This window comes from Wolbachia endosymbiont (group B) of Ennomos erosarius, assembly GCF_964026905.1.
GTDB lineage: Bacteria > Pseudomonadota > Alphaproteobacteria > Rickettsiales > Anaplasmataceae > Wolbachia.
Genome location: NZ_OZ034708.1, coordinates 371921 through 392180 on the forward strand (window position 1 = coordinate 371921; position 20260 = coordinate 392180).

Annotated in this window: 12 protein-coding genes, 1 tRNA gene and 7 pseudogenes; 12 read left to right on the forward strand and 8 right to left on the reverse strand. The window is 34.5% G+C overall.

The features are described 5' to 3' along the window. Positions 1-5 precede the first annotated feature (5 nt). Both AAGD95_RS01890 and AAGD95_RS01895 read right to left on the reverse strand, forming a co-directional pair. Positions 6-856, reverse strand: a pseudogene (locus AAGD95_RS01890) (IS982 family transposase). Positions 857-969: 113 nt separating this feature from the next. Then, complete coding sequence (locus AAGD95_RS01895; RefSeq protein WP_341818686.1) at positions 970-2562, reverse strand: hypothetical protein; 1593 nt, start codon at positions 2560-2562, stop codon at positions 970-972. 180 nt (positions 2563-2742) lie between these two features. On the opposite strand from AAGD95_RS01895, the gene AAGD95_RS01900 reads away from it, so the two are divergent. Together AAGD95_RS01900 and AAGD95_RS01905 are read left to right on the forward strand one after the other, a co-directional pair. Next, positions 2743-4020 (forward strand): adenylosuccinate synthase, encoded by a 1278-nt coding sequence (locus AAGD95_RS01900; RefSeq protein ID WP_341818687.1) that lies wholly within the window; start codon positions 2743-2745, stop codon positions 4018-4020. 103 nt (positions 4021-4123) lie between these two features. After that, a pseudogene (locus AAGD95_RS01905) lies at positions 4124-4567 on the forward strand (transposase); the annotation flags it as partial. Here the strand turns inward: AAGD95_RS01905 and AAGD95_RS01910 are convergent. Next, positions 4559-5410, reverse strand: a complete 852-nt coding sequence (locus AAGD95_RS01910; RefSeq protein ID WP_410542099.1) for an IS982 family transposase — start codon at positions 5408-5410, stop codon at positions 4559-4561. The pseudogene AAGD95_RS01905 and the gene AAGD95_RS01910 sit on opposite strands and share 9 nt — an antisense overlap. A 15-nt stretch (positions 5411-5425) precedes the next feature. Here AAGD95_RS01910 and AAGD95_RS01915 point away from each other — a divergent pair, with 15 nt between their 5' ends. From AAGD95_RS01915 to uvrC, 5 genes are all read left to right on the forward strand, one after another. Further along, positions 5426-5569 carry a hypothetical protein gene (locus tag AAGD95_RS01915; protein ID WP_341818689.1) on the forward strand — a complete coding sequence of 48 codons (144 nt, stop codon included), beginning with the start codon at positions 5426-5428 and terminating at the stop codon, positions 5567-5569. An 85-nt stretch (positions 5570-5654) separates the two neighbouring features. After that, the gene (locus tag AAGD95_RS01920) at positions 5655-6413 is read left to right on the forward strand and encodes a phosphatidylglycerophosphatase (RefSeq protein WP_265035435.1); all 759 of its coding nucleotides are present in this window, start codon (positions 5655-5657) and stop codon (positions 6411-6413) included. Between the two features lie 44 nt (positions 6414-6457). Next, complete coding sequence (locus AAGD95_RS01925) at positions 6458-7297, forward strand: glycine--tRNA ligase subunit alpha (RefSeq protein ID WP_341818690.1); 840 nt, start codon at positions 6458-6460, stop codon at positions 7295-7297. A 3-nt stretch (positions 7298-7300) separates the two neighbouring features. Next, the gene (gene glyS, locus AAGD95_RS01930) at positions 7301-9418 is read left to right on the forward strand and encodes a glycine--tRNA ligase subunit beta (RefSeq protein ID WP_265035437.1); all 2118 of its coding nucleotides are present in this window, start codon (positions 7301-7303) and stop codon (positions 9416-9418) included. Then, the gene (gene uvrC, locus AAGD95_RS01935) at positions 9402-11231 is read left to right on the forward strand and encodes an excinuclease ABC subunit UvrC (RefSeq protein ID WP_341818691.1); all 1830 of its coding nucleotides are present in this window, start codon (positions 9402-9404) and stop codon (positions 11229-11231) included. The genes glyS and uvrC overlap by 17 nt, the downstream gene beginning before the upstream one ends. Here the strand turns inward: uvrC and AAGD95_RS01940 are convergent. The 3 genes and pseudogenes from AAGD95_RS01940 to AAGD95_RS01950 form a co-directional block, all read right to left on the reverse strand. Then, positions 11228-12078, reverse strand: a pseudogene (locus tag AAGD95_RS01940) (IS982 family transposase). The gene uvrC and the pseudogene AAGD95_RS01940 sit on opposite strands and share 4 nt — an antisense overlap. Before the next feature lie 250 nt (positions 12079-12328). Further along, positions 12329-13057 carry a triosephosphate isomerase gene (locus AAGD95_RS01945; RefSeq protein ID WP_341818886.1) on the reverse strand — a complete coding sequence of 243 codons (729 nt, stop codon included), beginning with the start codon at positions 13055-13057 and terminating at the stop codon, positions 12329-12331. A gap of 24 nt (positions 13058-13081) precedes the next feature. Continuing rightward, positions 13082-13154: transfer RNA gene (locus AAGD95_RS01950), tRNA-Thr, on the reverse strand. Between the two features lie 78 nt (positions 13155-13232). On the opposite strand from AAGD95_RS01950, the gene rsmA reads away from it, so the two are divergent. From rsmA to AAGD95_RS01965, 3 genes and pseudogenes are all read left to right on the forward strand, one after another. Further along, positions 13233-14045, forward strand: coding sequence for a 16S rRNA (adenine(1518)-N(6)/adenine(1519)-N(6))-dimethyltransferase RsmA (gene rsmA, locus AAGD95_RS01955; RefSeq protein ID WP_341818887.1), 813 nt, complete (start codon positions 13233-13235; stop codon positions 14043-14045). 216 nt (positions 14046-14261) lie between these two features. Beyond that, a pseudogene (locus tag AAGD95_RS01960) lies at positions 14262-14492 on the forward strand (IS4 family transposase); the annotation flags it as partial. A gap of 92 nt (positions 14493-14584) precedes the next feature. Further along, a pseudogene (locus tag AAGD95_RS01965) lies at positions 14585-15435 on the forward strand (IS982 family transposase). A gap of 512 nt (positions 15436-15947) precedes the next feature. Here the strand turns inward: AAGD95_RS01965 and recJ are convergent. Continuing rightward, positions 15948-17687: a single-stranded-DNA-specific exonuclease RecJ gene (recJ, locus tag AAGD95_RS01970; protein ID WP_341818692.1), complete on the reverse strand. Its 1740-nt coding sequence runs from the start codon at positions 17685-17687 to the stop codon at positions 15948-15950. A 646-nt stretch (positions 17688-18333) separates the two neighbouring features. On the opposite strand from recJ, the gene AAGD95_RS01975 reads away from it, so the two are divergent. Then, on the forward strand, positions 18334-19581 hold the full coding sequence (locus tag AAGD95_RS01975) for an IscS subfamily cysteine desulfurase (protein WP_341818693.1): 1248 nt from the start codon (positions 18334-18336) through the stop codon (positions 19579-19581). Between the two features lie 57 nt (positions 19582-19638). On the opposite strand, the pseudogene AAGD95_RS01980 reads toward AAGD95_RS01975, so the two are convergent. Beyond that, positions 19639-19908: pseudogene (locus AAGD95_RS01980) on the reverse strand (transposase); the annotation flags it as partial. A 77-nt stretch (positions 19909-19985) separates the two neighbouring features. Between AAGD95_RS01980 and AAGD95_RS01985 the strand changes: the two are divergent. Next, positions 19986-20255 (forward strand): annotated as a pseudogene (locus tag AAGD95_RS01985) (IS982 family transposase); the annotation flags it as partial. Between the last annotated feature and the right edge of the window lie 5 nt (positions 20256-20260).

A 20260-nucleotide genomic window follows, 5' to 3' on the forward strand; every position in this document is an offset into this window, starting at 1 on the left:
CTGGATTAAGGAAGGAAGAAAGTATAGGAAATAGAAGGCTTTTTGGATTTGATGGAATAGGAAATGAGAGTAGAAAAGATATGAACCAAAAAATTAACAGGGGATCTATGGCGAGTGTGTTCAATTTCTAGTCTATTTTTTAGGTAACCAAAAACAGTCTCAATGATAGACCTTTTTCTCAGTAAAATCTTCTCATTTAGCGAAATCAATGCATTTTTCATACCTTTTTTCACCTTGGTAACAAGTTTCAAACCTCGGTCAAACAGCTTCTGAAAAAGCTCTTTTGCAATATAACCTTTGTCACCAAACAAAAGGCCGGTTAATTTTTCCGTCAGATTTGGCACAGGTATCCTATCATCAACATTGCCTTTTGTTAGCGTAAGTGAATGAATTTCACCATTTTCATTGATTACCATATGTAATTTGAAACCAAAAAACCAGCCGTAAGTACTCTTGCTTAATTTTGCAATTCCAGCAAAAACTTTGTTTTGGATATTCTTTTTGCATGACAAACTGCAATGGGAGTTGTGTCTATATATGAAATTCCAGTGTTTTCTGACTGTCCACAAAGCCAATGCAACAACATTGCTAAATGCCACAAAACCCTAGGCTTTAGAGCAACAAACCTGGTATATGAAGGCAACTTTGGAAACTCTGATTTGTAGAGCAACGTTAGGTAATGTAGATAGAAAGTTTTGAAATTTTTACACGGAGATTGTTGATATAGCAGGATTATTGTCATGATTTCGGAGTGCTCAATTTCCGTTGTTCTTGTGGGTTTTTTACCATTTGGCAGTAGTTTACCTGCAAAATTTTTCTCTATATCTCTGCAAAAATCATCGACCAAACAAAACAGTTTGTTATATCTTCCATGGTTAACCTCATCTGTTTTTTTATAACTGCTGAGTTTACCCTGTTTTCTTGCCTTTTCTATTCTCCTTTAATCCAGAATTCGCGTTACCAGTATCTTTAAAGTAAATGTTCATGTGATTCCACAGATAATCTCTGTTTTGTTATTCTATCTGTCCATTTATCATTTTCTATATCTTGTTTATTAGTTGCTTTTTTTTCTTGTTCAACAATTGCCTTATCTATCTCCTTATGAATTGCATCAATTGCATTAATCGCACCTTTTTTTTCGTATACTTCTCTTTTTCCTTCAATGATTAAATTGGTAAAAATATTTACAACAAACTGCACTTGATTATGATTAACCTGACCTTTTATCAAAGAAGGTAAAGAGTTTAATTCCATCAATGCTTCTGATGCTGTTTTATCTTGAGTGGAAAGCCCTAAATTATCTGCTACTTCACTTGTTAATAACTCTCTGTTTTCTTTATTATCTTCAAGTTTAGCATAATTACTTAATAACTCAATAACAGTAGGCACTTTACCTTCAACATAAGCATCAATATCTTCTTGATTATCATCTAGTTTCGACAACCCATCTTTGAGACTTTTCTCTAAAAGATCGATAAATTCTTCATTTGCATCTGATCCTGTAGTAGATATTGTACCATCTAAATAGTTACTTTGAGTACCTAAGCTATACTCTATTTGTATTTTTGTCTCAGGTTTAAATCCTAATTTTGCACAGAATTTCTGAAAATATTCTTTAATAATGTCAAACAAGCTCTTGCCATTATCTTTATAATTTTTTAACTCTTTAGGAATAGTAAGTGATAATTTACCTTCTTTATATGTTATACTATTTTTACCATCTTGAGATTCAAGTGTGAATTCTAATGAGCTGGATAGGTCACATATTTTCTCTTCCGGATTGTCAATCGTGGTTATAGGCATTGCCATATCAGACGTCACTTTTATGCGGTTGTGGTCAGTGCAGTAAATGTTTAGCGCTTTTTTAGGACTGTGTGGAGTTAAATTACAACTACTGAGTGCGGCATGAGATTCATTAAATATACCAGCCCCATACCCTGCTTGATTACAATTGGTGACTAGCTCTTCTAAAATAGCATTACTTGGAACTTCTGCTCCAGCGTATCTAAACATTTTCTTGAAAACTTCTTTTGCAAAGGAACGGTAATCCTTGTTTTCATCTCTCTCTGTAGGTAATAAATGGATATACCCGTGGCCAGCATTGTAAAATTCTTCAAATTCTTTCTTATATGAATCAGTTTTTTGATAATCAGCAGTTTTGGGATTCTCGCAGTGATCCTTCCACAGCTCACCCAATGCATCACTTGCAAGCTCTTTCTCAATATCTTCAAGTACTGAAGCAACAAATGCTTTGCCATGATCCGTATCTATTTCTCTTGTTCCTTTTTTGTTAAATATTTCGTCATTATATATATCATCACTATTAAAAAGTTCGCTTCTGCGGTGCTTAGCTCCTTCCTTAAATGCAATAATAAGATTTTTATCTATTTCTTTTCCGTTAATAATAAAATTCATCCTTTGAAAATCTAAGAACATTGTTTCACCGGAATTCGCTAATTTATTATCTTGATCTGCTCTTAATTTACTAAAATTGAACTCTTTAGCTGTGGCCTTTAATTTAACTACTGGACTCTTATTATTTTTTCCTTTTGTCTCTTTCATAAATAACACCTTACTGTAAATATGCTGTAAGTTATATCATATAATGATGAATAATTTGGTAATATATTAAGAAAATCGACAGTATATTTCTTTATTTAAGAGGTGTAGGAAAGGCGTAGATTTCTCTTTTCATTTGTAGCGTACTGTATTAATATTTATGTATTAATTTAGAAAATAATGATGAATAACATTGTAATTATTGGTCTGCAATGGGGTGACGAAGGCAAGGGTAAAATAGTAGATTATCTTTCTGAGAATGCAGATGTAGTTGTGAGATTTCAGGGAGGAAATAATGCAGGGCACACTATAGTAATAGATGATGAGGTTTATAAATTAAATTTACTGCCCTCTGCTGTTTTGAGAACGGGCAAAATATCTATTATAGGAAACGGTGTTGCTCTTGATTCGCATGCTCTAGTCTCAGAAATAGAGTCATTGAAAGTTAAAGGAGTGGAAATAAACTATAACAACTTGATGGTATCCGAGAGCTGTCCATTAATACTTAGCGTACATAAGGACAAGGAAAAGCTATTTGAAGATTTAAACGGAAATCACAAAATTGGTACAACAAACAAAGGGATAGGGCCATGTTATGAAGATAAAGTTGGCAGGAAAGCTATACGCCTTTGTGACTTAGAAAACGCAGATGAGCTCAACAAAAGAGTGGATACTCTTCTGAATTACCACAATGCTATCAGAAAAGGCCTTAACTACCAGGTGGTTAAAAAAGAAGAAATATTAAAGGAAATTCAAGAGATTTCAGAAAAAATTCTTCCATATAAAAAACCTGTATGGAAGATATTAAATGACTTGATGAAAGAAGGTAAGAAAATAATATTTGAAGGTGCCCAAGGCGCATTTTTAGATATCGACCACGGAACTTACCCTTTTGTTACTTCAAGTAATACTGTAGCATCGCAAGCAATAACAGGCTCAGGGTTATTCTCGAATGCTAACATTATTGGTGTGGCGAAAGCTTATACAACCAGAGTAGGCAATGGCCCATTTCCTACTGAGCAAAAGAATGAAGTGGGGGATAGCTTATTTACTATAGGCAAGGAGCTTGGAACAGTGAGCAATAGAAGAAGGCGCTGCGGATGGTTTGACGCAGTTTTAGTGCGCCAGGCTGTGCAACTTTCTGGAGTTTCAAGCATTGTATTAACCAAATTAGATGTGCTTGATTCTTTTGATACAATTAAAATATGCACTGGTTACAAGTATAGTGGGAAAATGTATGATTATTTACCCGCATCGCATTCAATACAGGAGGAATTAGAGCCAATATATGAAGAGTTTCCTGGCTGGAAAGAAAATACTCAAGGTAAAAGGTCGATTGAAGCATTGCCTATTAATTTAATAAAATATATAGACAGGTTAGAAAAATTAATAGGTGTACCAATTCATCTAATCTCAACTAGTCCAAAGAGAGAGGATGTTATTGAGCTTAAAGATTTCTGAAAACGTCTTTGTATCTTAGAGCCTGTACGTAATCTCAAAAAAGAGATAAAGTGAGAGGATAAAGTATATAAAGTAGGATATGCGAAGTTTATAACCAAGTGACATAAGTCGAGAAAAGTTTGAGATTATTGTAGCAGATCTGGAATCTTGCAGAAAGAAGATAAAACCAAGAACACTTGATTTATATGATGTATTTTGTGGAGTGTTATACGTGTTAAAAAGTGGTTGCCAGTGGAGAATGGTACCAAAAGAGTTTCCAAAATGGCGCAATTGTTACGACTATTTTAAGAAGTGGAGTGAAAAACCAGATGCAAATAAAGAAAGTGTTCTGGAGCTGGTATTAAAAAAAAATAGTTGCGACAAAACAATGGTCGGAAAAGCTTCTGCATAATTGATGCACAGAGTGTAAAAAATGCAGATACTGCTGAAGCTATGATGCAGGCAAGAAGATTTCAGGGCCGTATTGCAGTAGATACGCAAGCATGCAATTTATATAACAACAGCAGAGATAACTGACCGTAGCAACGCGAATTCTGGATTAAGGAAGGAAGAAAGTATAGGAAATAGAAGGCTTTTTGGATTTGATGGAATAGGAAATGAGAGTAGAAAAGATATGAACCAAAAAATTAACAGGGGATCTATAGCGAGTGTGTTCAATTTCTAGTCTATTTTTTAGGTAACCAAAAACAGTCTCAATGATAGACCTTTTTCTCAGTAAAATCTTCTCATTTAGCGAAATCAATGCATTTTTCATACCTTTTTTCACCTTGGTAACAAGTTTCAAACCTCGGTCAAACAGCTTCTGAAAAAGCTCTTTTGCAATATAACCTTTGTCACCAAACAAAAGGCCGGTTAATTTTTCCGTCAGATTTGGCACAGGTATCCTATCATCAACATTGCCTTTTGTTAGCGTAAGTGAATGAATTTCACCATTTTCATTGATTACCATATGTAATTTGAAACCAAAAAACCAGCCGTAAGTACTCTTGCTTAATTTTGCAATTCCAGCAAAAACTTTGTTTTTGGATATTCTTTTTGCATGACAAACTGCAATGGGAGTTGTGTCTATATATGAAATTCCAGTGTTTTCTGACTGTCCACAAAGCCAATGCAACAACATTGCTAAATGCCACAAAACCCTAGGCTTTAGAGCAACAAACCTGGTATATGAAGGCAACTTTGGAAACTCTGATTTGTAGAGCAACGTTAGGTAATGTAGATAGAAAGTTTTGAAATTTTTACACGGAGATTGTTGATATAGCAGGATTATTGTCATGATTTCGGAGTGCTCAATTTCCGTTGTTCTTGTGGGTTTTTTACCATTTGGCAGTAGTTTACCTGCAAAATTTTTCTCTATATCTCTGCAAAAATCATCGACCAAACAAAACAGTTTGTTATATCTTCCATGGTTAACCTCATCTGTTTTTTTATAACTGCTGAGTTTACCCTGTTTTCTTGCCTTTTCTATTCTCCTTTAATCCAGAATTCGCGTTATAAAATTACTAAATTTTTGGCGCATGTTCTTCTACTGTTGCTGCATATTACTTAAAATTTTCCAATACATGTTTTAAGTTATTGATAAGTCCGTTACAATACAGTATTATAAATAATATAAACCAAGTGTTACTTAGGGCATGGGGATTTTTTTTGAATTTTTGGGAAAGATGCTGGGCAAGGTTTTTCCTGCCAAAACAGTAAGCTCTTTTTTGGGAATAGGATATTTACCAGGTTGGCAGAACTATTGGTCTTCTTTTTTAATATTATTTATTGTCGATGTTATATTGATTTTTACATATGGAGGCGAATATTTACTATATAAAATGCCAAATTCAGGAATAGTTGTAGCTGCTATTTTTACAAAATTGGCAATAGTTATGTTAGTAATGCAATTAATTGGAATATTTATTTTTCATGCTCAGGACCCTTCAGCAAACAGTGGTGAAGACATAGTAATACAAATAGCGTCAGGGCAAGTACTGACTGTAGCACTTTCAATGCCAGCAATAATGTCAATTTATTATGCTGTAAGTAAACTCTATGGGAGTATATGTAAGCAGATGTTTCAATGCCCATTTTGGTTTAATGATTTTATGCACTTTTTCTTTTTTCTTATGATACCTTACGTATTTTTTAATGTCGTAGAAGTGATAAAACCATGGCCAATAAGTTCAATACAGCTCAGCTATAATAATGCAATGTCAATTACATTTGAGGGGATTTTTCACACATTTTATGCGGTGATTTTACTGTATTTAACAGCATTTATATTCTGCGATTTAACTATGCATGATGCAATTGTCCTAAATAAAAGCATAATTCAGTATGTGAGGGAAAGTTCAGCAGTTTTAGGTGATTATTTACATAGTGCTGCAAAAAAAATAAATATTGAATAGTACTTATTTATTTATATATTTAGTATAAAAAGTGTGCAATTTGTGTGAACTTACAAAGTATAATAAAAGAGTTACAAGATTTTTGGGCTAGTGAAGGATGTGTTATACTTCACTCATACACATCTGAAGTTGGTGCTGGCACATTACATCCTGCAACAATTATGTCTGCAATTGATACAAAACCGACAAAAATTGCATATCTACAACCAGTAATTAGGCCAGGAGATGGTCGCTATGGCGATAACCCTAATCGCTTGTATCAACATCATCAATACCAAGTTATAATAAAACCGTCTGGTAATAATTTACAAGACGTCTATTTAGATAGCTTAAAAGCTCTTGGCATATCTACAGAAAAATATGATATTAAGTTTGTTGAAGATGATTGGGAAAATCCAAGTGTTGGTGCATCAGGACTTGGATGGGAAGTTACATGCAATGGAATGGAAGTAACACAGCTTACTTATATACAGCAAGTTGGAGGGATTGACTGCAAGATGATTCCTGGTGAGGTGGCATATGGGTTGGAACGTTTAGCAATGTGCATACAAGGTGTAGATAATGTTTACGATATAATTTGGAACGATAATGGTGTAACTTACGGAGATATTTTTAAACAAAGAGAATATGAATTTTCTTATCTAGCGTTAGATTATTATGATACTAAAGTGGTACAGCAGCAATTCGAAGATACGGAAAAATTGTGTAAGTTCCTTATTGAAAAGGAGCTACCAGTGGCAGCTTATGACCAATGTATTAAAACTAGTCACCTACTTAATCTGCTTGATGCAAGAGGTGTGCTTGGTGTAAATGAACGTACAGCGCATATTGGTAGAGTTAGAGAGCTGACAAAAAAATGTTGTGAATTGTACATGAGTAAATAGCGTATGTCGTTGCAGTTATTATTTGAGTGCCTTTCAGAAGAAATACCACCGAGAATGCAGAATTCAGCTGCAGTTCAAGTTAAGAGTTATATTACCAGTGCTTTTAATAAAAACAATTTAAGATTTGCATCTATAGAGGTTTTTGTAACGGCACGTCGCATTACCCTATTTGTCGACAACATAAATGCTTTGGAGCTAAAGGATTCCAATAACGAAGTTAAGGGACCAAACATTAACGCACCAAAAAGTGCTATCGAAGGTTTTTTAAGAAAATATCAGAAAAATGAAGAAGATTTGCTCGTTCGAAAAGTAAATAATGAGGATTTTTACTTCATTAAAAGAGAAAGCTGCTCATTTAACATTCAAGAGTTTCTTAAAAATCAACTAGGAGAAATATTAAAAAATTTCTCTTGGCCAAAAAGTATGAGATGGGGCGAAGGAAAAGAAAGGTGGGTTAGGCCAATTAAAAACATTTTATGCATTTTAAATGATGAAATAATACCTGTGTCTTTTGCAGGGATCACAGCATCTAACACAACATATGGCCATCGATTTCTCTCAAGTGGTACAGCGTTAACTGTTAAAGCACCTAAAGACTATTTTGAATTGCTAGAAAAAAACAGTGTAATTCTCCAAATGGACAAAAGAAAGCAATTTATACTAGATCAGATTAATAAATTCACAAAAGAGCAGAATTTACAACTTGAGAAAAATGATTATTTACTAAATGAATTGACAGGGCTTATAGAGTGGCCAATCGTACTGTTTGGTGAAGTGAATCAAGAAAAGTCATTTGGATTACCGAAGGAAGTAATTCTTAGTATAATTAATACGCAGCAAAAATACCTTGCTTTAAGTAATGGAAAGAGAATTTCACACTTTGTCACTGTTGTCAACGTCAACAATGGTGAAGTTGTTAAAGGACACGAAAGAATATTAGAAGCACGTCTTGCTGATGCCCAATTTTTAATATCTCAAGATAAAAAGGAAAATCTAGATTATTATGTCAAAAAATTAGGTTCGATATTATTCCATGCTTCACTTGGCAGCGTGGGGGAAAAGGTAAAGCGTATTACGGCTCTGTCAAAGTATATAGCTATATTTATTCCACATGCTTCGCTGATAAAAGTTGAACGTGCTGCATATTTGGCAAAAGCTGATTTGGCAACATCGATAGTAAGAGAGTTTCCAGAATTACAAGGAGTAATGGGTGGATATTATGCTTCTTATTTTCACGAAGATAAAGAAATAGTGGAAGCTATAACTGAACACTATAAGCCAATCGGGCCAGAGCAGGAATGTCCTAAATCCCCTTCAGCAATTGCTGTGTCAATTGCAGACAAAGTGGATAGCTTAGTTGGTTTAATTGCAGCAGGTGAGAAAATCTCTGGTTCGTATGATCAGTTTGGTTTGCGGAGAATGACAATTGGTATAATTAGGACAATACTTGAAAATAATTTGCATATTCCAATTAGGCTAATGATAGACAAGTCAGTATCTTTATATTCAAGGCTTCTATTTAATAAAAATACAACGTCAGTTGATAAGCCAAATAGAAAACAAATTTCAGAACTAGTATTTAGATTCTGCTTAGAAAGATTCAAGGTTATTTTAAAAAATAGAGATATAAGGCAAGATGTCGTAGATTCAATACTATATAAAATCGATATTAATGATCTGCTGACAGCAGAAAAGCAAACTGTTATATTGGATCGTTATCTTAGTACGCCAGAGGGTGAACAGATTCTAAGCACTTACAAAAGAGTCAGTAACATGATGAGCAAAGTAAGGAAAAGTGATGGCACTACTTATAGTGCATCTTACGGTAAGAGATTTTTGATTGAAAATGAAGAAATTGCGCTATCAAATTGTGCTATAACTGCTTGTAAAAACATAAAACAAGCAATAAAAAATAACCACTTTAATGCAGCGCTTGATGAACTTGCTGGTTTTGCTCCGTTTATCAATCAGTTTATGGACAGTGTAAAGATTAACTGTGATTCTGATAAGCTGAGAAGAAACAGATTATCTTTGCTTGAAAATGTAGTTTCCGTCTTTCATTTAGTAGCAGATTTTAACCTCATACAGGTTAAGCAATGGATAAATGCTCAGGCAATATAAAGAACAAATCAAATCATCTCCACAGTCCTGTGGCGTGTATAAGATGGTTGGAGATAAGAATAAGATTTTATACATTGGTAAAGCAAAAAACTTGAAGTCGAGGTTATCCGACTACCTTCAATTCGAAAACCTTTCTGAACGAATTAGAGTTATGCTCTCACAGGTTATTAAGGTTGAAATATTCATCACTGAGAATGAAATCGAAGCACTGCTTCTTGAAGCACAGTTAATAAAATCGTTGAAGCCACCTTATAATATTGTGCTTAAGGATGGAAAATATTATCCTTATATAACAATTTCCAAGCACGATTATCCAAGAATAGCGAAATATAGAGGCAAATTTAAGAAGAATGAGTTTCATTATTATGGTCCCTTTACATCTGTCGCTGCTGTTAAGCAAACTATATTATCATTGCAAAGAGTTTTTCTCTTGAGAGTATGTTCAGATCAATACTTTTCATCAACAAAAAGACCATGTATTGAGTATCAAATTAAGCGCTGCTCAGCACCATGCATAAACAAAATCACAAAAGACGACTACTGCCAATCAGTAAAACAGGCACGAAATACATTGCTTGGAAGAAATAAGGAAGTGAAAGAACAGTTACTTTTCACAATGAGAAAGTGCAGCAGTGAAGAAAACTATGAGCTTGCTGCTATATATAGAGATCGGGTAAAGTTTCTTGAGCAAATTCAAATACAGCACACGGATTTTTCTTTTGAAAAAGATGCAGATTTCTTCAGTATTGTACGTGAAGAGGATCTAGCATGTATTAGTGTGTTATCGTTCAGAAATAAAGACAACTACGGCAGCACTCCTTACTTTGCCGAGAACTGTGGTGATCACTCAAATGATGAAATTTTATCCACCTTTTTGGTCAATTTTTATAATTCAGCTAACATACCTCCAATACAAATTTACGTTCCAGATTCTATTGTGGATAAGGAAATTATAGAACAAGCACTATATAAGGTTGCTCAAAAGCCAGTAAAAGTTCTGCATGCAAAGAATAAAAAAGAGCGTGATTTATTGAAATTTGTTTATGATAACTCTCAGCATAGCTTAGAGCAGAAGCTTATCGATTATAGAAATAACCTAGAAAAGCTTGAAGAGCTTAGCAAAATCTTCTTGTTACCAAACATTCCAAAGCGTATTGAGGTTTATGACAATAGCCATATATTTGGAAACCAACAAATTGGTGTAATGGTTGTTGCAGGGCAGGAGGGTTTTTTAAAAAGTGAGTACAGAAAATTTACTATAAAGGAAAAATTTTCAGGCGATGACTATAAAATGATGAGGGAAGTGCTAACCAGACGTTTCTCCGGCAATATAAAAGGCATAATACCTGATTTTTTACTGATTGATGGTGGACCAGGACATGTTTCCATAGTACAGAATGTACTGGAAGTATTGAATATAAACGTTCCTTTTGCTTGTATGGCAAAAGGTCCTGATCGTAACGCAGGAAATGAAAGATTTTATATGCTGGGCAGGGAAGAATTCAGTCTGGCAAATGACAGCAAAGTCATGCTTTACTTACAATCGCTGCGTAATGAAGCCCACCGCTTTGCGATAACTTCACATAGAAAAAAACGCGATAAACAGTTTATAGTTTCACAATTAAGCAAAATACCCGGCATTGGCAACAAAAGAAAAAAAGCGTTGATGTCTTATTTTGGTTTAGTGAAAAATATAAGCAAAGCTTCTCTGGTTGAAATTCAAAACGTACATGGAATTAGTAAAGGTTTAGCAGAAGTCATTCTTAAACACGTGAATTATAAGAGAGGAGTACTGACGCGAATTCTGGATTAAGGAAGGAAGAAAGTATAGGAAATAGAAGGCTTTTTGGATTTGATGGAATAGGAAATGAGAGTAGAAAAGATATGAACCAAAAAATTAACAGGGGATCTATGGCGAGTGTGTTCAATTTCTAGTCTATTTTTTAGGTAACCAAAAACAGTCTCAATGATAGCCTTTTTCTCAGTAAAATCTTCTCATTTAGCGAAATCAATGCATTTTTCATACCTTTTTTCACCTTGGTAACAAGTTTCAAACCTCGGTCAAACAGCTTCTGAAAAAGCTCTTTTGCAATATAACCTTTGTCACCAAACAAAAGGCCGGTTAATTTTTCCGTCAGATTTGGCACAGGTATCCTATCATCAACATTGCCTTTTGTTAGCGTAAGTGAATGAATTTCACCATTTTCATTGATTACCATATGTAATTTGAAACCAAAAAACCAGCCGTAAGTACTCTTGCTTAATTTTGCAATTCCAGCAAAAACTTTGTTTTTGGATATTCTTTTTGCATGACAAACTGCAATGGGAGTTGTGTCTATATATGAAATTCCAGTGTTTTCTGACTGTCCACAAAGCCAATGCAACAACATTGCTAAATGCCACAAAACCCTAGGCTTTAGAGCAACAAACCTGGTATATGAAGGCAACTTTGGAAACTCTGATTTGTAGAGCAACGTTAGGTAATGTAGATAGAAAGTTTTGAAATTTTTACACGGAGATTGTTGATATAGCAGGATTATTGTCATGATTTCGGAGTGCTCAATTTCCGTTGTTCTTGTGGGTTTTTTACCATTTGGCAGTAGTTTACCTGCAAAATTTTTCTCTATATCTCTGCAAAAATCATCGACCAAACAAAACAGTTTGTTATATCTTCCATGGTTAACCTCATCTGTTTTTTTATAACTGCTGAGTTTACCCTGTTTTCTTGCCTTTTCTATTCTCCTTTAATCCAGAATTCGCGTTTTTAGAACTAGAGTTGGAAAACAGAATAGAGCGTTCACCGGGGAATAAAATATCGTTAATTTTCTAGATTACTATAGCTATAGCTATGTCGTTTTACTAGATGCTCGTACACTTGACACTGGAATGATGACATTTGTCATAGGATTCTTAGTTGCTGATTTTAGAATTGATAAGAGAAAACTTTTTTTCAACTTGTTGTATAATTTTATAAAAGTGATCGAAATCTAAGCTTGCACTGCCAATTAAAACTCCTGATAAATTTGAGATACTGAGCAAATTTTCTATATTTTCTGAACTGACTGAACCACCATATATAATGTGTTTTTTACCAGTACACAATTTTACTACCTCTATCACCTCAGCAATTGCATCATTATTTGGCACATGACCTGTGCCTATTGCCCATATTGGCTCATATGCTACGGTATATTCACCGTGTGTTGGCAAACGGTTTTTGCATTGATATTCTATTACTTCTTTTGTTTTTTCATTCTTATAATCTTCTGAATTTTCACCTACACAGATAATTGGGTGTAAGCCTGATTCTATTGCTATTTCTGACTTAAGTTTTATTTCACTATCTTTTTTATTGGCCCTTTCAGAATGCCCAAGTATTACGTAAGTACACCCTAGTTCTTTTAACATTTCTGCGCTAATTTCACCTGTGTAAGAACCGAACTTTTTATGATGGCAATTCTGTGCTCCTATATTAATATTATTGTTCAACTCTATACTGCTTGGAAATGATGTAAAAGGAGGGCAAATTACTAATTTAGAGGTAATTTTGTTGCTCTTGTTGTTAAGTTTGCCTATAAAATCAACAAATGAAGAACGCATTCCATTCATTTTCCAATTTGCTACTATTAAAAAGGACATCAACTTTACTTATATGGGCGAGAGTGCCGGCTGTCGGACTTGAACTGACAACCTACTGATTACAAGTCAGTTGCTCTACCAATTGAGCTAAGCCGGCGTTAAACACATTAATAATATACAATTATCAATGGATTTTAGTCAACTGATTTTTAAAATACTGTATAATGAAAATAATATGAGAAAATTTTTACTGAAGCCAAAAAAGAGTCTAGGGCAAAATTTTATTTTATCGAGTGAGATAACAAAAAAAATCGTCGCTTTAGCCGGTAGTCTAGAGAATTTTAATGTCATTGAAATTGGTCCTGGATATGGTGCATTAACAAGAGAAATATTGGTGCATAATCCAAAGTCTCTACTTTCTATAGAAAAAGATAGAGATTTAGTAAAACACCATGACCAACTGCTAAATGAGCATCAAGGAAAGTATAGAATTATAGAAGCGGATGCACTGCATGTTATAGAAGAAGAGCTGATAGAGCGCCCAGTCAAAGTTATTGCTAACTTGCCTTACAATATCTCGGTAGTGTTATTTTTAAAGTGGTTAAATAATATAAAATTTTTTACGAGTTTGACATTAATGTTTCAAAAAGAGGTAGCAGATCGCATTACGGCAAGACCCAATTCTAAAGATTATGGTTCCTTATCAGTGCTAAGCCAGTTGCTATGTGATATAAAAAAGGAATTTGATATTGAACCTAAAGAGTTTTTTCCAAGACCAAAAATACATTCTTCAGTAATTACAGTAAATCCTTTGCCTACCCCAAAGTTTGCAGTAAATTTGGAAACCTTAACAAGATTAACACGTATCGTTTTTTCTCAAAGAAGAAAGATGCTGAGAAATAGCTTGCAAAATATAACGAACCACGCTGAAACTGTCCTTGAAAACGCTAAATTGAGTGGAAACGAACGTCCAGAAAACTTAACTATTGAGCAGTTTTGTTTGCTGGCAAATAATGTAGAATGCTTATTTTGCAATAAAATATATTAGCAACCATATAGCCTTTCTATCCCCTAAAAACAGTTAGAGCTATACGACAGAACGTATCCGTTCAGGCAATGACGTCAACTTAAGGAAAAATATAAGCGATAATGTGCAAAATTTCTCTCTAAATTTTTTACCATTAAATTATCCAGAAGCCGCAGGAAACAGCACTTTTGTTTCTATTTTATTTCAACAAAGAAGTTTAAAATGTGTCCTTTTTAGGTGAAACATGCAAAAAGGAAAAATTTTATTCTACAAATTAAAAATATAATATACTCGAAAGCTTTTCAGAGAATCCATTGTGTTGGAAAGAACAGTTTCACGCGAACAAGAAAACTCCCTTTTACGACAGTATTTTCTATGATTTTAAAGTTAGTTAAAAAAAGTTTGGGAATAGAATGTGAACTTATGGATCCACTAACTTGTAAAGTTCCACCCTCAAAACGCGAATTCTGGATTAAAGGAGAATAGAAAAGGCAAGAAAACAGGGTAAACTCAGCAGTTATAAAAAAACAGATGAGGTTAACCATGGAAGATATAACAAACTGTTTTGTTTGGTCGATGATTTTTGCAGAGATATAGAGAAAAATTTTGCAGGTAAACTACTGCCAAATGGTAAAAAACCCACAAGAACAACGGAAATTGAGTACTCCGAAATCATGACAATAATCCTGCTATATCAACAATCTCCGTGTAAAAATTTCAAAACTTTCTATCTACATTACCTAACGTTGCTCTACAAATCAGAGTTTCCAAAGTTGCCTTCATATACCAGGTTTGTTGCTCTAAAGCCTAGGGTTTTGTGGCATTTAGCAATGTTGTTGCATTGGCTTTGTGGACAGTCAGAAAACACTGGAATTTCATATATAGACACAACTCCCATTGCAGTTTGTCATGCAAAAAGAATATCCAAAACAAAGTTTTTGCTGGAATTGCAAAATTAAGCAAGAGTACTTACGGCTGGTTTTTTGGTTTCAAATTACATATGGTAATCAATGAAAATGGTGAAATTCATTCACTTACGCTAACAAAAGGCAATGTTGATGATAGGATACCTGTGCCAAATCTGACGGAAAAATTAACCGGCCTTTTGTTTGGTGACAAAGGTTATATTGCAAAAGAGCTTTTTCAGAAGCTGTTTGACCGAGGTTTGAAACTTGTTACCAAGGTGAAAAAAGGTATGAAAAATGCATTGATTTCGCTAAATGAGAAGATTTTACTGAGAAAAAGGTCTATCATTGAGACTGTTTTTGGTTACCTAAAAAATAGACTAGAAATTGAACACACTCGCCATAGATCCCCTGTTAATTTTTTGGTTCATATCTTTTCTACTCTCATTTCCTATTCCATCAAATCCAAAAAGCCTTCTATTTCCTATACTTTCTTCCTTCCTTAATCCAGAATTCGCGTTATAACCATAGAGTAAAAGTGAGTTTACAACAAATGGTGTCATCCCAGTGCTTGACACTGGGATGGCTTTGTTGCATCGCTAGCTATGATGGATTAAAGATAAAAAAGATGGAGAATATCAGTAGCTTATTATTCTGGTATTTATAACAAGAACGGTCAGTGAATACCTAAATTTGAGTAAAAGAAATTTCACTACCACTCACTAATCCGGCTAAAATTCAAGAATTTCAATGCTTTAGCTATTTTCAATAGAATTAAGTTTATTAATATAAATAATAAATTACTATTCTTAAATTTGATCAGATTGATTGCAAAAAAACAAGATTTTCAATAGGTTGCTTATAATCCTAACTATAGTTAGCCTTTCATAAGTAGCGATGCAACAAAGCCATTCCAGTGTCAAGCACTGGAATGACACCATTTGTTGTACACTCACTTTTTCTTGATTTTTTGGTTTATCTTGTCTACCTATTTTGCCACTCTGCTGAACAGATACACTCAACTAATGGTCAATACATCTTCTATTAAAAATTGTACAAATTCATTGCCATTCCAGTAATTCATAGAGATTTTACCCAAAATGGCTTTAACATTACCCTGCATGATAGCAGAGCCAAGGTGAGTATTTGCAGAGCGAAATGCAATAGCTCTTACCATAACATTATCATCAGCAATAAAACATTTTATATGGTCAACTCCTATAACTTCAGGCTTTCTTATCTTTGCTCCTTGGATAATAAACCTTGGTTCAGGATTCCCAACTCCAAATGGTCCCAAGCGTTGCAATTGATTCCATAAAGATAAATTTATTGCTTTAGCAGTTACTATACTATCAGCTTTTAAAGTTTTCTCATTTATAGAGTTTGAAAATCTTTCAGTAAAAAAATCATGCAAATCATTTATTTTGTCTTCTTTAATTGAAAATCCTGCCGCCATACTATGGCCACCACCTTCAATAATCAAATTTATAAACTTTGCGGAAAGGACTGCAGCACCGATATCAACTCCCAAAATTGATCTACAGCTTGCTTTTCCTATTCCATTGTTTAAAGACATCACTATCGTTGGTAAGTGAAACTGCTCCTTTAGCCTTGATGCAATTATACCGATTATCCCCTGGTGCCAATTGCCACTTACCATTATAAAATTTACACCTAATTGGGCAAATTTTTCCGCTTGTGCTGTGGCTTCTAAGAGAGCCTCATTTTCTAACACTTTCCTTGCATTATTCAAATCTATTAATTTTAGCACGATTGAATGTGCCTCTTCTTCATCATCCGTAGAAAGTAGCCGTGCACCAAGCGATGCTTCTCCGATTCTTCCTCCAGCATTTATGCATGGCCCAATACTAAACCCTAACCGCGAAACACTTGGTTTTTCAAGGATTCCCAAAGCATCAAATAAAACACGCAAGCCAACGTTTTTTCTTGCTGACATCACTTTTAATCCTTGTGAGACAAATGCTCTATTTAGGCCGGTAATCTGCATAACATCACAGACAGTTCCCAGGGCAACCAAATCCAGCAGATCAAATAAATCTGGTTCTTTTTTGTTGGTAAAAAATCCTTGCTCACGTAGGCTTTTATTAAGAGCAACAATTAGCAGAAATGACACTCCAACTGCTGCTAAGTTATTATAAGGAGAGCTCTCATCAAGGCGGTTTGGGTTAACAACTGCTACGGCGCTTGGTAATTTTTCCGTACCAAGATGATGATCGACAACTATAATATCAAGACCAAAGACCTTTGCATCTTCTATTTGTTGATATGCAAGCGTACCACAATCAACGGAAATACATAAATCGATCCCGTTTTTTTTAAGTTGTAATAAAGCATCTGTGTTTAATCCATAGCCCTCATCAACACGATCTGGAATGTAGATTATAGAGTGTATACCGATTGCTCTTAGGTACCTGTTGATCAATGCTGACGACGTTGCACCATCAACATCATAGTCACCAAATATTGCAATGTTTTCATTATTTTTTATTGCCCGTATTATACGAGAAACAGCTTTATCCATATCAAGAAGGTGAAAGGGATCTGGTAATAGCAATCTGATTAGTGGATATAAGAAGTCGCTTGCATTTTCTATGTTAACACCACGAGTAACCAATATTCTTGCTAGTACTTCTGGCAACTCAAATCTCTGTATAAGAGTTAAGATTTCCCTTTGATCTGCTTCTTGTAACTTCCACAATGCATTTGTTATGCTGCGCTTTTCAATTTCAAGTAGCATATTCTTTGTAAATAAAACTACTTTACCAGAATTTTTAAGCTTGTTCTATAATTGTATTAGACTTCTGCATAACCTAAACTAAGCAGAAAAAAGGTGTCATCAAAGTAGCTTGACACTGGTTCCTTTATGAGGGTGTCATGAAAGTAGCTGACACTGGAATGGCTTTGTTGCATCGCTACTTATGAAAGGCTAACTATAGTTAGGATTATAAGCAACCTATTGAAAATCTTGTTTTTTTGCAATCAATCTGATCAAATTTAAGAATAGTAATTTATTATTTATATTAATAAACTTAATTCTATTGAAAATAGCTAAAGCATTGAAATTCTTGAATTTTAGCCGGATTAGTGAGTGGTAGTGAAATTTCTTTTACTCAAATTTAGGTATTCACTGACCGTTCTTGTTATAAATACCAGAATAATAAGCTACTGATATTCTCCATCTTTTTTATCTTTAATCCATCATAGCTAGCGATGCAACAAAGCCATCCCAGCGTCAAGCTACTTGCATGACACCATCACAGAGTGAACCAGCGTCATACACACATCCCTTTGGTGACAACGTTTGTTGATGCAAGATTATATCTTGAAAAAATTAAGTTTTAATGCTATAAAATAATTGTAAATTTTGTCTCTGTGGTAGCTTTATGAATGTTGAAAGTAAAAAAATACATGATGCTAAAATAAAATTACCAATATTTCTTGATTATCAATCTACTACTAAAGTAGATCCCCGTGTTTTAGAGGTGATGATACCTTGCTTTGGTGAGTTCAGTAATGCACACTCTCGCAGCCATTCATTTGGTTGGACTGCTGAAGAAGCAGTGGAAAAAGCAAGGAAACATATCGCTGATCTGGTGAACGCAGATAGCAAAGAAATTATCTTTACCTCAGGTGCAACTGAGTCAAATAATACGGCAATCAAGGGCGTTGCTCACTTTTATAAAAATAAAGGAAATCATATAATAACTGTCTGCACGGAGCATAAGTGTGTTCTGGATTCTTGTCGGCATCTGGAAAATGAAGGCTTTAAAGTTACATATTTGCCTGTTAAGCAAAACGGAATTATAGATTTATCAAAGCTTGAGGAAGCAATTACTGATAAAACAATCCTAGTTTCAGTGATGATGGTAAATAATGAAATCGGAGTAATTCAGCCTGTCAAAGAAATTGGTGTAATATGTAGAAAGCATAATATATTTTTCCACACAGACGCTGCTCAAAGCTTTGGAAAAGTTCCAATTGATGTTAATGAGATGTGCATTGATCTTATGAGTCTCTCTAGCCACAAAATTTATGGACCTATGGGAATAGGTGCATTATATGTCCGTAGAAAGAATCCTCGTGTTAGGCTGGTACCACTAATTAGTGGTGGTGGACAAGAAAGAGGTATGCGTTCTGGAACAGTTCCAACACCTCTTGCAGTTGGTTTTGGTGAAGCGGCACGTATTGCTAGAGAAGAAATGAAAAAAGAAACAACTAGAGTGGAAGAATTAAGGGATATTTTGTATAACAAGATAAAAGAAGCGTTTCCTGATATCATTTTAAATGGTGATTATGAAAATAGAATTCCTGGCAACCTAAACTTGAGCTTTCCCTATGTTGAGGGTGAGTCTCTCATCATGGCAATCAAGGATTTAGCAGTAAGTTCTGGTTCTGCGTGCACGTCTGCGTCTCTTGAGCCTTCCTATGTCGTACGGTCGCTAAATAATGGCCATGACCTTGAGCATTCATCAATTAGATTTGGCCTAGGCCGATTTACAACTAAAGAAGAAGTTTTGTACGCAGCAGATCTTGTTGCTAAAAATGTTGGCCGACTGAGAGAAATGAGCCCACTTTGGGAGATGGTACAAGAAGGAGTAGATTTGAACACCGTGAAATGGGACTCTCATTAAATGTATCCATTCAGCCAGTCCAACTGCAAATGCACTTTGAAATTACTCTGTAACCATTCACAGATTTTCACTTAATTCTTCAATCTCACTAATAGAAAGGCCAGTAAACTTGACAATAGTGTTGACATCAACATTATTAGCCAGCATTGCTTTTACGACTTCAATTTTTCCTTCCTCTTTACCGATTTTGATGCCTCTTTCTTCGCCAATTTGTATACCTTTCTCTTCAGCAAGGTCAAGTCTGTATTCAAGGATGGCTTCTTCCTTACGTAGATCCATTATTCTTTCTTCATACGCTAAAAACGCGAATTCTGGATTAAAGGAGAATAGAAAAGGCAAGAAAACAGGGTAAACTCAGCAGTTATAAAAAAACAGATGAGGTTAACCATGGAAGATATAACAAACTGTTTTGTTTGGTCGATGATTTTTGCAGAGATATAGAGAAAAATTTTGCAGGTAAACTACTGCCAAATGGTAAAAAACCCACAAGAACAACGGAAATTGAGCACTCCGAAATCATGACAATAATCCTGCTATATCAACAATCTCCGTGTAAAAATTTCAAAACTTTCTATCTACATTACCTAACGTTGCTCTACAAATCAGAGTTTCCAAAGTTGCCTTCATATACCAGGTTTGTTGCTCTAAAGCCTAGGGTTTTGTGGCATTTAGCAACGCG

Bases quoted from the DNA above. Each gene is read 5' to 3' on its own strand.
- AAGD95_RS01895 (WP_341818686.1), bottom strand. From the start codon at position 2,562: ATGAAAGAGACAAAAGGAAAAAATAATAAGAGTCCAGTAGTTAAATTA.
- AAGD95_RS01900 (WP_341818687.1), top strand. From the start codon at position 2,743: ATGAATAACATTGTAATTATTGGTCTGCAATGGGGTGACGAAGGCAAG.
- AAGD95_RS01915 (WP_341818689.1), top strand. From the start codon at position 5,426: ATGGTTAACCTCATCTGTTTTTTTATAACTGCTGAGTTTACCCTGTTT.
- AAGD95_RS01920 (WP_265035435.1), top strand. From the start codon at position 5,655: ATGGGGATTTTTTTTGAATTTTTGGGAAAGATGCTGGGCAAGGTTTTT.
- glyS (WP_265035437.1), top strand. From the start codon at position 7,301: ATGTCGTTGCAGTTATTATTTGAGTGCCTTTCAGAAGAAATACCACCG.
- uvrC (WP_341818691.1), top strand. From the start codon at position 9,402: ATGCTCAGGCAATATAAAGAACAAATCAAATCATCTCCACAGTCCTGT.
- AAGD95_RS01945 (WP_341818886.1), bottom strand. From the start codon at position 13,057: ATGTCCTTTTTAATAGTAGCAAATTGGAAAATGAATGGAATGCGTTCT.
- rsmA (WP_341818887.1), top strand. From the start codon at position 13,233: ATGAGAAAATTTTTACTGAAGCCAAAAAAGAGTCTAGGGCAAAATTTT.
- recJ (WP_341818692.1), bottom strand. From the start codon at position 17,687: ATGCTACTTGAAATTGAAAAGCGCAGCATAACAAATGCATTGTGGAAG.
- AAGD95_RS01975 (WP_341818693.1), top strand. From the start codon at position 18,334: ATGAATGTTGAAAGTAAAAAAATACATGATGCTAAAATAAAATTACCA.